This window comes from Xanthomonas sontii (assembly GCF_040529055.1).
GTDB lineage: Bacteria > Pseudomonadota > Gammaproteobacteria > Xanthomonadales > Xanthomonadaceae > Xanthomonas_A > Xanthomonas_A sontii.
The window spans coordinates 21521-34541 of record NZ_CP132342.1 but is presented as its reverse complement, the minus strand read 5'-3'; the positions used below and the strand labels follow the sequence as shown (position 1 = coordinate 34541).

Annotated in this window: 13 protein-coding genes; 6 read left to right on the top strand and 7 right to left on the bottom strand. The window is 69.4% G+C overall.

Annotated features, from left to right (window positions below; genetic code table 11):
* The first annotated feature begins 65 nt into the window (after positions 1-65).
* The gene (locus tag RAB70_RS00125) at positions 66-641 is read left to right on the top strand and encodes an alpha-ketoglutarate-dependent dioxygenase AlkB (RefSeq protein WP_148827292.1); all 576 of its coding nucleotides are present in this window, start codon (positions 66-68) and stop codon (positions 639-641) included.
* A gap of 762 nt (positions 642-1403) precedes the next feature.
* On the opposite strand, the gene RAB70_RS00120 is transcribed toward RAB70_RS00125, so the two are convergent.
* The 4 genes from RAB70_RS00120 to RAB70_RS00105 form a co-directional block, all read right to left on the bottom strand.
* Entirely contained in the window at positions 1404-2078 is a 675-nt protein-coding gene (locus RAB70_RS00120; RefSeq protein WP_148828839.1) for an ABC-type transport auxiliary lipoprotein family protein, read from the bottom strand.
* On the bottom strand, positions 2075-3001 hold the full coding sequence (locus RAB70_RS00115; RefSeq protein ID WP_010340196.1) for an MlaD family protein: 927 nt from the start codon (positions 2999-3001) through the stop codon (positions 2075-2077). The genes RAB70_RS00120 and RAB70_RS00115 overlap by 4 nt, the downstream gene beginning before the upstream one ends.
* A 4-nt stretch (positions 3002-3005) precedes the next feature.
* Positions 3006-3827 carry an ABC transporter ATP-binding protein gene (locus tag RAB70_RS00110; RefSeq protein ID WP_148828840.1) on the bottom strand — a complete coding sequence of 274 codons (822 nt, stop codon included), beginning with the start codon at positions 3825-3827 and terminating at the stop codon, positions 3006-3008.
* Positions 3828-3908: 81 nt separating this feature from the next.
* The gene (locus RAB70_RS00105) at positions 3909-5021 is read right to left on the bottom strand and encodes an ABC transporter permease (RefSeq protein WP_010340194.1); all 1113 of its coding nucleotides are present in this window, start codon (positions 5019-5021) and stop codon (positions 3909-3911) included.
* Between the two features lie 100 nt (positions 5022-5121).
* Between RAB70_RS00105 and RAB70_RS00100 the strand changes: the two genes are divergently transcribed.
* Positions 5122-6381, top strand: coding sequence for a threonine/serine exporter ThrE family protein (locus tag RAB70_RS00100; RefSeq protein WP_043093281.1), 1260 nt, complete (start codon positions 5122-5124; stop codon positions 6379-6381).
* Between the two features lie 59 nt (positions 6382-6440).
* Here RAB70_RS00100 and RAB70_RS00095 read toward each other — a convergent pair whose 3' ends face one another.
* From RAB70_RS00095 to RAB70_RS00085, 3 genes are all read right to left on the bottom strand, one after another.
* Complete coding sequence (locus tag RAB70_RS00095; protein WP_148828841.1) at positions 6441-6902, bottom strand: H-NS family nucleoid-associated regulatory protein; 462 nt, start codon at positions 6900-6902, stop codon at positions 6441-6443.
* 250 nt (positions 6903-7152) lie between these two features.
* On the bottom strand, positions 7153-8847 hold the full coding sequence (locus RAB70_RS00090; RefSeq protein ID WP_148828842.1) for a proline--tRNA ligase: 1695 nt from the start codon (positions 8845-8847) through the stop codon (positions 7153-7155).
* Positions 8848-8947: 100 nt separating this feature from the next.
* Entirely contained in the window at positions 8948-9340 is a 393-nt protein-coding gene (locus RAB70_RS00085; RefSeq protein ID WP_148828843.1) for a DUF4124 domain-containing protein, read from the bottom strand.
* A gap of 77 nt (positions 9341-9417) precedes the next feature.
* On the opposite strand from RAB70_RS00085, the gene pssA reads away from it, so the two are divergent.
* The 4 genes from pssA to RAB70_RS00065 all read left to right on the top strand — a co-directional run bounded on the left by pssA (position 9418) and on the right by RAB70_RS00065 (position 12932).
* Entirely contained in the window at positions 9418-10194 is a 777-nt protein-coding gene (pssA, locus tag RAB70_RS00080; protein ID WP_148828844.1) for a CDP-diacylglycerol--serine O-phosphatidyltransferase, read from the top strand.
* 14 nt (positions 10195-10208) lie between these two features.
* Positions 10209-10685: an alanine acetyltransferase gene (locus tag RAB70_RS00075; protein ID WP_192578936.1), complete on the top strand. Its 477-nt coding sequence runs from the start codon at positions 10209-10211 to the stop codon at positions 10683-10685.
* On the top strand, positions 10682-11170 hold the full coding sequence (rimI, locus tag RAB70_RS00070) for a ribosomal protein S18-alanine N-acetyltransferase (RefSeq protein ID WP_017907927.1): 489 nt from the start codon (positions 10682-10684) through the stop codon (positions 11168-11170). Before RAB70_RS00075 ends, rimI begins: the two co-directional genes overlap by 4 nt.
* 607 nt (positions 11171-11777) lie before the next feature.
* A complete protein-coding gene (locus tag RAB70_RS00065) occupies positions 11778-12932 on the top strand; it encodes a polysaccharide lyase family 1 protein (RefSeq protein ID WP_148828846.1) in 1155 nt (384 codons plus the stop codon).
* Positions 12933-13021 lie beyond the last annotated feature (89 nt).

The following is a 13021-nucleotide window of genomic DNA, read 5'->3' as shown; positions in this document are numbered from 1 at the left end:
TGCGCGTGAAGGGGCAAATTCCGCACGCCGGCGTATGGTGGTCGCCGACATGCTAGCGTGGCGCGATGGAACTGGACCTGCCTGGCGCCGATCTGCGCTGGTATCCCGAGTGGCTGGACCCGGCCGTGGCGGCGGCACTGTGCGCGCAGTTGCTGCAGGACGTGCCGTGGGAGGTGCACCGGATCCGCCTGTTCGGCAAGCTGGTCGATTCGCCGCGGCTGAGCTGCTGGATCGGCGACGCCGACGCCAGCTACCGTTATTCCGGCACCCGCTTCGCGCCGCATCCGTGGCCAGCGGCGCTGCTGCCGCTGCGCGCGCGCTTGGCGGCCGAGACCGGGGTGGCGTTCAACAGCGTGCTCGCCAATCGTTACCGCGACGGCCGCGACGCCATGGGCTGGCACAGCGACGACGAGCGCGAACTCGGTCCGACGCCGGTGATCGCCTCGCTGAGCCTGGGTGCGACGCGTCGCTTCGTGCTGCGCCATCGTCGGGAGCCGGTACTGCGCCAGGCGCTGGAACTGACCTCCGGCGGGCTGTTGCTGATGGCGGGCGAGACCCAGCGCCTGTACAGGCATGCGCTGCCGCGTACGGCCAAGCCGGTGGGGGAGCGGATCAATCTGACCTTCCGCAGGATCGTGTGATGGCGCCTCCCTTCTCACGCTCACGCCGGGACCACGGCCCCCTTTTTGGGGGAAGGTGCCCCGAAGGGGCGGATGAGGTTCGGGTGGCTGGAGAGGTGTCTGGGGAACTGACTCCGCGGCCGCCGCACCCTCACCCCGGCCCCTCTCCCGGTGGGAGAGGGGAGCGAAGCCTTGATTTCTTCTCCCTTTGGGAGAAGGTGCCCCGAAGGGGCGGATGAGGGTCGGGTTGCCAGGGATGTGTCTGGAGAAGACGGCTCCGCGGTCGTCGCACCCTCACCCCTGACCCCTCTCCCGGTGGGAGAGGGGAGCGAAGCCTTGATTCCTTCTCCCTTTGGGAGAAGGTGCCCCGAAGGGGCGGATGAGGGTCGGGTTGCCAGGGAGGTGTCTGGGGAAGACGGCTCTGCGGCCGCCGCACCCTCACCCCCGACCCCTCTCCCGGTGGGAGAGGGGAGCGAAGCCGTGATCCTTCTCCCTTTGGGAGAAGGTGCCCCGAAGGGGCGGATGAGGGTTGGGTGGCTAGGGAGGTGTCTGGAGAAGACGGCTCCGCGGCCGTCGCACCCTCACCCCCGACCCCTCTCCCGGTGGGAGAGGGGAGCGAAGCTGTGATCCCTTCTCCCGCCGGGACCACGGCCCCCTTTTTGGGGGAAGGTGCCCCAAAGGGGCGGATGAGGGCCGGGTGGCTGGGGAGGTGTCTGGAGAAGACGGCTCCGCGGCCGTCGCACCCTCACCCCCGACCCCTCTCCCGGTGGGAGAGGGGAGCCATCAGCGCCGCGGCGGCTTCTGGCTGGCCGGCGGCGGCACGCTGGGCGCCAGCGCGGTGGCGGCGTCGGCCTGGCCCTGCTGCAGGGTCCAGCCGACCACGTCGTGGCCGAGTTGCGACATGGCCTGGCCGAAGGCGTCGACCACCTGCGATTCGGCTGTGCCGGCGGCGGGCTGGGTCACCAGGAAGGTGCGCGAGGCGACCACGCGCTGGTCGGCGCTGTACAGCAGCTTGGCGTTGAGTTCGATGGTGGCCGACGGCACCGCGCGCCCGGCGTAGTCCGATTCGAAACGGCGCAGGTCCAGCAGCAGCTTGTAGTCGGCGCGGATGCCGGTGCCGAGCCGGGCCACGCCCGGAATGCGCCCGGAATCCTCGAACGCGCGCAGCAGCATGTCCTCGAGCATGTCGGTGGCCGGTTGCGCCCAACTTACGCCGCCATATACCTGCAGTTCGTCGGGCGTCGGCCGCACCGCGATGCGCGAACTGTCGACCACGCGCGCGGCGCTGGGCTTGGTCAGCGCCAGTTGCCAGCTCACCTGCGGCCAGGCCGGGTCGGCCGTGACCCGCACGTCTGGCGCGTAGATCGTCACCGGCTCCTTGTTGCCGCCGGGCAGCGAGCAGCCGGCCAGCAGCAGGGCCGGCACGGCGAGCAGGAGGAAGGCGCGCATCGGCTTCATTTGGGTTTGAACTCCTTCGGGGCGTCGCGGCCGAGCAGGTAGCGCGCGGGGTTGTTGTCCAGGCGGTCGCTGACCCGGCGCAGGTCGCGGATCAGGCCACGCAGTTCGGTCAGGGTCGGGCCGAGCTGGCCGAGGCCGTCGTTGGCGAAGCTGTTGATCGCCGAGCGGTTCTCGCCAAGGATCTTGTCGGCATTGCCGGCGGCCGAATCCAGCTTGCTCAGCGTGTCCTCCAGCTTGTCCAGGATCGGCGGCAACTGCTGCACCAGGTTCTGGTCCAGGCGCTGGATGGTGCCGTTGGTGGTCTTGAGCGTGGTGTCGAGGTTGCGCGCCGCATCGCGCGCGCTGACGATCAGCGACTGCATGCCCTGGTCGCGGTCGGCCAGGCCGCCGCTGATGGTCTCCAGGTTGTGCAGGGTGGCGGTGATGCTGGCGACGTTGCGGTCGCTGAGCACCTCGTCCAGGCGCTCGACGATGCGGTTGGCGGTGTCGGTGATGTTCTGCAGCGCCGAGGGCGTGGTCTGGATGATCGGCGCATCGCTGTTGTCGATCGAGGTCAGCGCCGGCGCTTCCGGGGTGCCGCCGGACAGTTGGATGATCGACGGGCCGGTCAGGCTGGTGATGCCCAGCTTGGCGCGGGTGTCGCTCTTGATCGGCGTGGTCGAGTTGACCCGGATCCGCGCCACCACCTGGCGCGGATCGTTCGGCGCCAGGGTCAGCTCGGTGATCGAGCCCACCGCGATGCCGTTGTACTGCACCGGGCTGCCGACCGACAGGCCGGTCACCGCCTCGCGGAACACCACGCGGTATTCCTGCCAGGTGCGGTCGGAGGAATACTTGGCGGCCCAGAGTCCGAACAGCAGCAGCGCGATCCCCACCACGATGGTGAAGGCGCCGATCAGCACGTAATTGGCTTTGGTTTCCATGGGCTCAGGGGGTCTCGGTCCAGGCGGTCTTGGCATCGCGCGCGGCGCGGGCGCGCGGGCCGTGGAAATACTCTTGGATCCACGGATGGTCCACTTGCTCGATCTCGGCCAGCGGCGCGTTGGCGATGACCTTGCGGTCGGCCAGCACCGCCACGCGGTCGCAGATAGCGTACAAGGTGTCCAGGTCGTGGGTGATGAGGAACACGGTCAGGCCCAGCGCTTCCTGCAGGGTGCGGATCAGCCGGTCGAAGGCGGCCGCGCCGATCGGGTCCAGGCCGGCGGTGGGTTCGTCCAGGAACAACAGGGGCGGGTCCAGCGCCAGCGCACGCGCCAGCCCGGCGCGCTTGCGCATGCCGCCGGACAGCTGCGAGGGCAGCTTGTTCAATGCATCGGCGGGCAGGCCGGCCAGCTTCACCTTCAGCAGCGCCAGCTCGTAATGCCAGCTGTCGGGCAGTTCGCCGAAATGCTCCTTCAGCGGCACCTGCACGTTCTCGCCGACGGTCAGCGAGGAGAACAGCGCGCCGTCCTGGAACAGCACGCCGGTGTTGCGCTCCACGTGCAGGCGATCGGCGCGGCGGCCGGAATCGGTATCCACGCCGAGCACCTGGATCTTGCCGGCATCGGGCTCGCGCAGGCCGAGGATGGTGCGCATCAGCACCGACTTGCCGGTGCCCGATCCGCCGACCACGCCGAGGATCTCGCCGCGGCGCACGTCCAGGTCCAGGTCCTCGTGCACGGTCTGGCTGCCGAAGCGATTGACCAGGCCGCGGACGGAGATGGCGAGGTCTTGCTCGGGATTCGGGAGTGGGGAATCGGGAATGGTCAAAGCGTGCACTCCTGGCCAGCGTCGCGGACGCCGCCAGCTTTTCCGATTCCCGATTCCCCACTCCCGATTCCCGGCTTCACGTCACCACCCCATGTTCATGAACCACAGCGCGGCGATCGCGTCGATGATGATCACCAGCGAGATCGTCTGTACCACGCTGGAGGTGGTGCGCTCGCCGACGGACTGCGCGGTGCCTTCCACGCGCAGTCCCTCCAGGCAGCCGATCAGGCCGATCACGATGGCGAAGATCGGCGCCTTGGACAGGCCCACCAGCATGTGCCGGATCTGGATGGTGTCGTGCATGCGCGCCAGGTACATCTGCGGCGGGATGCCCAGGTCGAAGGCGCCGACGGTGACGCCGCCGGCCAGACCGGCGATCATCGCCACGAAGGTCAGCAGCGGCAGCATCAGCAGCAGCGCCACCAGCCGCGGGATCACCAGCAGATCCATCGGGTCCAGGCCCAGGGTCTGGATCGCATCGACCTCCTCGCGCGCCTTCATCGCGCCGATCTGCGCGGTGAACGCGCTGGCGGTGCGCCCGGCCAGCACGATCGCGGTCAGCAGCACCGCGAACTCGCGCAGGAAGGCGATGCTGACCAGTTCCACCACGTAGATCTCGGCGCCGAAGTCGCGCAGGATCGTGGAGCCGAGGAAGGCGATCACCGCGCCGACCAGATACGACAGCAGCGCCACCAGCGGCACCGCGTCCAGGCCGACTTGCTCCATGTGGTGCACGGTGGCGGTCAGGCGGAACCGGCGCGGCGCGTGCAGCAGCCGCAGCAGCTTGACCAGGGTCTCGCCGAGGAAGCCGACCAGGGCGACGATTTCCTTGCCGTTGCGGTGCACCGCGTAGCCCAGGCGCTCCAGCGCCGCGGCGAAACCGTAGTCGCGCTTGCGCTTGGGGCGGTCGTCGGCCACGTCCTCGATGGTCGAGACCAGGGCGCGGTGATCCTGGCGGAAATCCAGCGCCTCGTGGGCGATGCCGTTGCGGGTGGCGTAGCGCATCAGTTGCAGCACCCCGGCCGAATCCAGCTGGCCGATGCCGCTGGCGTCGATGCCGGTGGTGCCGGCCGGCATGCCGCGCAGCACTTCCGAGGAGGCCAGGGCCGTGGCCAGGGTCCAACTGCCGGTCAGCCGCACCCGCGAGGGGTCTCGGTCGTCCTGGCTGAGTTTGGGCGGTTGCGGTTCGATCATGGGGGCGTCCGGTGCGCGAGCATACCTGTTTCGCCCGTGTTGCAGATGTGGTGATCGCGACGGGGTGGCCGGGCGCGGCGTTCGCGCCATACTAGCCGACATGCCCGCCGCTCCCACCGTCAGTCCCTCCGCCAACGCGACCTACGCGCAGCGCATCGCCTTCGTCTCCGACATCGCCGGGCGACTGCACACCTACGGCACCACCGCGCAGCGGCTGGAGGCGGCGGTGGTGGCGCTGGCGCAGCAGTTGGACCTGGACTGCGAACCCTGGTCCAACCCGACCGGGCTGATCCTCAGCTTCAGCGACCCGACCAAGGCGATCGGCTCCAGCGACATCACCCGCGTGGTGCGGCTGGCGCCCGGCGACAACGACCTGCACAAGCTCAGCGTCGCCGACCGCATCGCCGACGACGTGGCCAGCGGGCGCATGAGCGTGGCCCAGGGCCACACCGCGCTGCGCCAGCTGGACCAGCCGCCGGGGCGGCGCTGGATGGCGATGCAGGTGCTCGGCTTCGGCCTGGCCGCGGCCGGCGTGGCCGGGTTGTGGCGCCTGCCGTGGCTGGACATCGCCACCGCCACCGCCATCGGCCTGCTGATCGGCGTGCTCACCCAGCTCACCGACAAGCGCCCGGCCACCAAAGAAGCCAACGACGCGCTGGCGGCCTTGCTGGCCGGTTTCGTCGCGACCCTGGTGGCCAGTTTCGTGGCGCCGCTGAATCTCAATACGGTGATCATCGCCTCGCTGGTGGTGCTGCTGCCGGGTATGGCGCTGACCAATGCGGTCAACGAACTCACCAGCCAGCACTGGGTCTCGGGCACGGCGCGCTTCGCCGGCGCGGTCACCACCATCGTCAAGCTGACCGTCGGCGCGGTGATCGCGGTGACCCTGGCGCAACTGCTGGGCCTGGAGCCGATGGTGCGGGCGTCGCGGCCGCAGCACGGCTGGGTGGAATGGGCCTCGCTGCTGGTGGCCGCCTATGCGTTCGCCCTGCTGTTCAAGGCCAGCCTGCGCGATTATCCGTTCGTGATGGCGGCATCGGTGGCCGGCTACGCGATCGCGCGCTTCGCCGGCGACGCCTGGGGCAGCCCGGTCGGCATCTTCCTGTCGGCGATGGTATTGACCGCGGCCGGCAATCTGTTCGGACGCATCGTGCACCGGCCGGGCGCGCTGGTCCGGTTGCCGGGCATCATCATGCTGGTGCCGGGGAGTGCCAGCTTGCGCGGGCTGTTGACCCTGGTCCAGCAGCAGGACGTGCTCGGCGGGCAATCGGCGCTGCTGACGGTGACCAATATCGTGATGGCGCTGGTCGCCGGCCTGCTGTTCGGCAATCTGTTGGTGCCGGCGCGCAAGAATCTTTGAATGCGGCAATAAAAAACGCCGGCATGCGCCGGCGTTTCGACTGCGGTTGCCGTGGCGGATCAGGCCTTCGGCGCAGCGCTCTTGCTGGCCTTCTTGGCGACGCGCTTGACCGCCTTCTTGGCGGTCTTCTTGGCCGGCGCGGCGGATTTGGCGGCGCCGCCGGCGATCAGGAAATCGTCGACCTTCTTGCCCTTGGCGACCAGATCGGCCAGCCAGCGCGGCTGCTTGCCGCGGCCGGTCCAGGTTTCGGCGGCATTGGCGGGATTGCGGTATTTCGGCGGAACCTTGCCCAGTTTGCGGCCCGGCTTCGGACCCGGCTTGCCGGCCTTGCGGCCGCGCGCGGCGGGGGCGCCGCCAAAGACTTCCTCGATGCTGTAGCCGTGGCTCTTGGCCAGGCGGGTTAGCTGGGTGCGGACCTTGGCGATGGGAGTGCGCTTGGCGACGATGGACTGCTGCTTCTTGGCGGTCTTGATGAGCGCGCCCAATTGCTTGGCCGACAGGCCGCTGAGATCGATGGTCATCTTTACTCCGGAAAATGGGTGGTGGCCTTCCGCCATTCCCTGGCAGCGCAGAATCATAATGATGCGGAATCGCCTTGACAAATATTCGGCTTATTCGCGCCGGGTATTTCCAGTTGCAATGGCGTTGGAATATGTCCTTATGGATCCATGCCGGGCGTATTCAATTGCGCCGATACCCGCCTGGTTTCCCCCATAACGCGTGACGGCGGCGTAAAGAAAAAGGGCCGGGATATCCTCCCGGCCCCTTTCGTCACGCCTGCAGGCGTGCCAGCAAGGCGGTTCGATCCAGGTGTTCGGCATCGCCGCCGCTGCGCGCGCGATATTCGAAGGTGCCGGCGGCCAGGCCCCGCTCCGAGACCACCACCCGGTGCGGAACGCCGATCAATTCGATATCGGCGAACATCGCGCCGGGGCGCAGGCCGCGGTCGTCCAGCACCGCATCCAGTCCGGCCTGCTGCAGCTCGGCCAGCAGCGCCTCGCCAGCGGCGTCGACCGCCGGATCGCGCTTGGGATTGATCACGCACACCGCCACCGTCCACGGCGCCATCGGCTGCGGCCAGCGGATGCCGGCGTCGTCGTGGTTCTGCTCGATCGCCGCAGCGACGATGCGGGAAATGCCGATGCCGTAGCAGCCCATCGCCAGCGTCACGGTCTTGCCGTTCTCGTCCACCACGGTGGCGTCCAGCGCCTGCGCGTACTGGCGGCCGAGCTGGAACACATGTCCGACCTCGATGCCGCGGGCCAGGCGGATCTCGCCGCCGTCGTGGGCGCGCTCGCCCTCGACCACGTTGCGCAGGTCGGCGACGGCATCCGGTTCCGGCAGGTCGCGGCCCCAGTTGACCCCGGTCAGGTGGAAGCCGCGCTCGTTGGCGCCGACCACGAAGTCGGCCAGCGCCGCCACGTCGCGGTCGGCGACCACGCGGATCGGCTGGCGCGGACCCAGCGGGCCGAGGAAGCCCGGTTCGCTGCCCAGGTGCGCGAGGATCTCGGCCTCGCTGGCCATGCGGTAGCCGGCCAGGCCGGCGACCTTGCCCAGCTTGATCTCGTTGACCGTGTGATCGCCGCGCACCAGCGCCAGCACGAAGGTCTCGCCGGCCATCACCGCCACCGACTTGACCGTGCGCTGCAGCGGCAGGCCGAGCAGCTCGGCCACCGCCTCGCAGGTCTTCTGGGTGGGCGTGGCGACCTTGCGCAGCTCCTCGCAGGCAGCCGGGCGCGGGGCCGGTGCCGCGGCGACGGCGGCTTCGACGTTGGCCGCGTAGTCCGAGCCGGTGGAGAACGCCAGCGAATCCTCGCCGGAGGCGGCCAGCACATGGAACTCCTGCGAGGCGTCGCCGCCGATGTCGCCGGAATCGGCCTGCACCGCGCGGAACTGCAGCCCCAGGCGGGTGAAGATGCGGGTGTAGGCCGCCTTCATGTTCTCGTACTCGCGCGCCAGGTCCTCGTCGCTGATGTGGAACGAGTAGGCGTCCTTCATCAGGAACTCGCGCGCGCGCATCACCCCGAAGCGCGGGCGGATCTCGTCGCGGAACTTGGTCTGGATCTGGTAGAAGTTGACCGGCAACTGCTTGTAGCTGCTCAGCTCCTGCCGCGCGAAATCGGCGGCGGCCTCTTCGGCGGTCGGGCTGTAGCAATAGTCCTGTTCCTTGCGGTCCTGCATGCGCAGCATCAGCCCGCCGAACTTGCTCCAGCGCCCGGTGGCGTCCCACAGCTCGCGCGGCTGGATGGTCGGGAACAGCACTTCCACCGCGCCGGCGCGGTTCATTTCCTCGCGCACCACCGCTTCCACCTTGCGCAGCACGCGCAGGCCCAGCGGCGACCAGGTGTACAGGCCGGAGGCGAGCTTGCGGATCATGCCCGCGCGCAGCATCAGCTGGTGGCTGACCAGTTCGGCGTCGGCCGGGGTTTCCTTGGTGGTGTGCAGGTGGAACTGGGAAAGGCGCATCGAGGGGCTTCGCAGACGGCGGGTCGCCCATTTTGCCAGTCATTGCCGGCGCTGCGGGCATCGCCCGCGGCCGGCCGCGCGCGTTCGGGGCGCGTTCCGCTTACTTGGCGGGTGCGGCGGCCGGGGTGCAGTAGGCCTTGATCGCGGCCTCGGCCAGGGCCTTCTGCGCGCCGCGCTGGGATTCGTCCAGTTCTCCGTCCGGCTTGCCGTCGCCATCGCTGTCGGTGGTGATCTTGCCGGGCTTGTCGAGGATGTCCAGGTTCTTGCGCGCGGTCAGGCACTTGGCGTTCTCGGCCGGGGCCGCCTCGGGCGTCTCGGTCGGGGCATCGCCACGGGTGTCGACCTTGCGCACCTGGTACTTGCCGCCGGGGGGCGGGGTCTCGGCATAGTGGGTGACGCCCTGCGCGTCCTTCCATTGGTACAGGGTGGTGGCGCCGAGCATGCCGCTGACGGCGAGCAGGGGCAGGCAGCAAAACCGGGGCAGGGCGCGCATCTCGGTCTCCAGGGCGCGGCGGGAGCGCCGATTGCAGCACCCGCCGACGGGCCTGGCAAGTCGATTAGACTGGCGGGATGGACCCATCCCGACCGCCCCCCCGTTCGCGCACCATCTACCTGCTGCCGAACCTGTTCACCACCGCCGGCCTGTTCTCCGGTTTCTACGCCATCATCGCCGCCGCCAACGGCCAGTTCGTGCACGCCAGCGTGGCGGTGTTCGTGGCCGCGGTGATGGACGGGCTGGACGGGCGCGTGGCGCGGCTGACCGGCACCAGCAGCGAATTCGGCGTGCAGTACGACTCGCTGGCCGACCTGGTCAGCTTCGGCATGGCGCCGGCGCTGGTGATGTACCACTGGTCGTTGTCGGCGCTGAAGTTCGATGGCGGCATGCTCGGCCGGGTCGGCTGGTCGGCGGCGTTCCTGTACGCGGCCTGCGCCGCGCTGCGCCTGGCCCGCTTCAACACCCAGGTCGGCACGGTCGACAAGCGCTGGTTCGTGGGCCTGGCCAGTCCGGCCGCGGCCGGGCTGATGATGGCCTTCGTGTGGTCCTTCGCCGACGGCTCGCTGGGCTGGGACGGCGAACAGCTGCGCTACGTGGCGCTGGGCCTGACCGTCACCGCGGCGCTGCTGATGGTCAGCCGCATCCGCTTCTGGAGCTTCAAGGGCAGTGGCGAGAAGGGCCCGCGCACCGACCGGGTGCCGTTCCTGATGCTGGTGCTGGCGCCGATCGTGCTGGCGGTGCTGGTCATCGACCTGGCCCGGGCGCTGCTGGCGATCGGCGCGCTGTACGCGCTGTCCGGCCCCTGCCTGTGGCTGTGGCGGCGCTGGCGCAAGGTGCCGGACGCGGCATGAGCGAGCCCGCGTCCATGCATGCGCCGTTGTGGTCGGCCGAACAGGTCGGCTGGTTGCAGGCGCTGGGCCACACCGTGTATGTGGATGCCGCGGCCGTGGTCGAGCCAGAGCCCATCCCGTCGCCGGCGACCGAGCCGGCGCCGCCGGTGCAGCGCGCGCCATCGGCATCGGCGCCGCCGCGTGGCGGCCATGCCGCCGACATGCCGGCTGGCGACGCACCGGAACGGCGACGGGCGCCGGCACCACCGGCACCAGCGGTGCAGCCGGACGCGCCGCGTGCGGCCCCCGCGGCAGGGGCGCGCCGGGTCGGCCTGCGCCTGCCCGACCGCCTGCAGATCGCCCTGCTGCGCGCCTCCGGCCTCAATCCCAACGATCCGGCCACGCAGGCGCTGATGGCGACCTGGCCGCTGGACGAACTGCGCGGCAATGCGGCGGCCAAACGCGCGCTGTGGCCGCAGTTGCGCGCGCTGCGCAAGCGGGCGCCGCGATGAGCGCACTGGGGTCGGCATCGGCGCCCACGGCCACGCTGCGCGCCTTGCGCGAGGCCGATCTGGACGCGGTGATGGAGATCGAGCGCCGCGCCTATCCGTTCCCCTGGACCCGCGGCATCTTCCGCGACTGCCTGCAGGCCGGTTACCCGGGCTGGGTGCTGGTGGAGGAGGGCACGATCGTCGGCTACGGCGTGATCAGCGTCGCTGCCGACGAGGCGCACATCCTCAACGTCTGCGTGGCGCCCGAGCGGCAGTCGCGCGGCTACGGCCGGCTGCTGCTGCGCGCGCTGATCAAGTACGGCGTCGATCTCGGCGCGCGCCGGGTGTTCCTGGAAGTGCGGCCGTCCAATCCCAATGCGATCGCCCTGTACCACAGTGAAGGCTTCAACGAGATCGGCCGCCGCCCGCGCTACTACCCGGCCGCGAACGGCCGCGAGGACGCGCTGGTGATGGCGATCGAGCTGTTCTTCGACGGCATGTCCTGAGCTCCTGCGCGTCCGCCGCGGGCGGCGTGCGGTTTCGTTCGAGTGCCGCCGCCGCCTGGGTGCGGAAGGCGGCGGTGTAGGTGGTGCTGCTCCACTCCCGCCCGGCGCGGCGGCACTGCGCCGCATGCGTCCCCCAACCTGATCCTGGCGATGCCGCTGCAGGCGGTCGGCGGTGGCGCCGGCAGTGTTCGTTGTGGCAATCGCACCTGCGTGCTGCGTGTCGATGGGCGAGGCCCGGCGGCTGCCACCTGCCGTTTGCGGCTTTCGGTGTTTTTGCGCTGTCGCAGGCGGCTTCCGCAATGTCGCCTTCTGTCGGTGGGACAGCGTTGTTGTCCCGCAGCGATGGTGCCGCGTCGCCCTGGCGCGCGCAGGCGATTCGTGCGACGTGGTTCACACATTGTGCGGTTGGATCGCGCGTTTCTCCAACGCCTCTTTACACGTGCCACGCGCTGCCTACAGTGCGCGCCTCTTCGGCGCCTGCCTCCCACGAAGGCATGACCCGCAGTTGTCCGAGGGGACAGCGATCGCGCAGGCGTCGCCGTGCATTCCGCTGCTGCGGAGCGCGCGCGCCTGCGTCCAAACCACGCACGCTCACGAGGTTTCCAGGATGACCACGCAGTCCCTCATCGCTTCATCGCCACGCTCGCCGCTGCGCACGTTCGGCCTGGCCCTGTGCCTGGCCGGCCTGGCCGGCGCCGCCCATGCCGACGCCAGCCTGGAGGTCGCCAGCACCGGCTGGGCCACGCAGAACGGCGGCACCAAGGGCGGTTCCAAGGCCGCCGCGGCCGACGTCTACAGCGTCAGCACCGCGGCACAGCTGAAGGCTGCGCTGAAAGCCAGTGCCGGCAGCAACGGCCGCATCATCAAGGTCAACGGCATCATCGACATCAGCGAAGGCACGCCGTACAGCACCACCGCGGACATGAAGAGCCGCGCGCGCCTGGATGTGCCCACCAAGACCACGCTGATCGGCGTCGGCAGCAACGCCGAGATCCGCGAGGGCTACTTCTACGTCAAGGCCAACGACGTGATCGTGCGCAACCTGACCATCGAGAATCCATGGGATCCGCAACCGGTGTGGGATCCGAACGACGGCAGCGCCGGCAACTGGAATTCCGAATACGACGGCATGACCATCGAGGGCGCCAGCAACGTGTGGGTGGACCACGTGACCTTCACCGACGGCCGCCGCACCGACGACCAGAACGGCACCGCCAACGGCCGCCCCAAGCAGCACCACGACGGCGCGCTGGACATCAAGAAAGGCGCCAACTACGTCACCGTGTCGTACTCGGTGTTCAAGTCGCACGAGAAGAACAACCTGATCGGCTCCAGCGACAGCGCCTCCAGCACCGACAGCGGCAAGCTCAAGGTGACCATCCACAACACCCTGTTCGAGAACATCTCCGCGCGCGCGCCGCGGGTGCGCTTCGGCCAGGTGCACCTGTACAACAACTACCACGTGGGCAGCACCAGCAATTCGGTGTATCCGTTCTCCTACGCGCACGGCGTCGGCAAGGAATCGAAGATCTTCTCCGAGAACAACGTCTTCGACATCAGCGGCGTGAGCAGCTGCGACAAGATCGCGGCCGACTACGGCGGCAGCGTCTACCGCGATTTCGGCTCGCTGCTCAACGGCCAGGCGCTGAACTGTTCCTGGAACAACAACATCGGCTGGACCCCGCCGTACACCTATTCGCTGTTGCCGGCGAACAAGGTGGCGGCGGACGTCAAGGCCAAGGCCGGCGCCGGGAAGCTCTGAGGGATCGCTACGCCGCCGCCTGGAAGGCCGGGCGGCGGTGTGCGTGTTGCGCGGAATGCCAGTGCTCGGGCGCAGAGCGGCTTTTAACG

Excerpts from the sequence above, each read along its gene's own strand:
- RAB70_RS00120 (WP_148828839.1), bottom strand. The coding sequence starts at position 2,078 with ATGAAGCCGATGCGCGCCTTCCTCCTGCTCGCCGTGCCGGCCCTGCTG.
- pssA (WP_148828844.1), top strand. The coding sequence starts at position 9,418 with ATGGACCCATCCCGACCGCCCCCCCGTTCGCGCACCATCTACCTGCTG.
- rimI (WP_017907927.1), top strand. The coding sequence starts at position 10,682 with ATGAGCGCACTGGGGTCGGCATCGGCGCCCACGGCCACGCTGCGCGCC.
- RAB70_RS00085 (WP_148828843.1), bottom strand. The coding sequence starts at position 9,340 with ATGCGCGCCCTGCCCCGGTTTTGCTGCCTGCCCCTGCTCGCCGTCAGC.
- RAB70_RS00090 (WP_148828842.1), bottom strand. The coding sequence starts at position 8,847 with ATGCGCCTTTCCCAGTTCCACCTGCACACCACCAAGGAAACCCCGGCC.
- RAB70_RS00100 (WP_043093281.1), top strand. The coding sequence starts at position 5,122 with ATGCCCGCCGCTCCCACCGTCAGTCCCTCCGCCAACGCGACCTACGCG.
- RAB70_RS00105 (WP_010340194.1), bottom strand. The coding sequence starts at position 5,021 with ATGATCGAACCGCAACCGCCCAAACTCAGCCAGGACGACCGAGACCCC.
- RAB70_RS00075 (WP_192578936.1), top strand. The coding sequence starts at position 10,209 with ATGCATGCGCCGTTGTGGTCGGCCGAACAGGTCGGCTGGTTGCAGGCG.
- RAB70_RS00115 (WP_010340196.1), bottom strand. The coding sequence starts at position 3,001 with ATGGAAACCAAAGCCAATTACGTGCTGATCGGCGCCTTCACCATCGTG.
- RAB70_RS00065 (WP_148828846.1), top strand. The coding sequence starts at position 11,778 with ATGACCACGCAGTCCCTCATCGCTTCATCGCCACGCTCGCCGCTGCGC.
- RAB70_RS00125 (WP_148827292.1), top strand. The coding sequence starts at position 66 with ATGGAACTGGACCTGCCTGGCGCCGATCTGCGCTGGTATCCCGAGTGG.
- RAB70_RS00095 (WP_148828841.1), bottom strand. The coding sequence starts at position 6,902 with ATGACCATCGATCTCAGCGGCCTGTCGGCCAAGCAATTGGGCGCGCTC.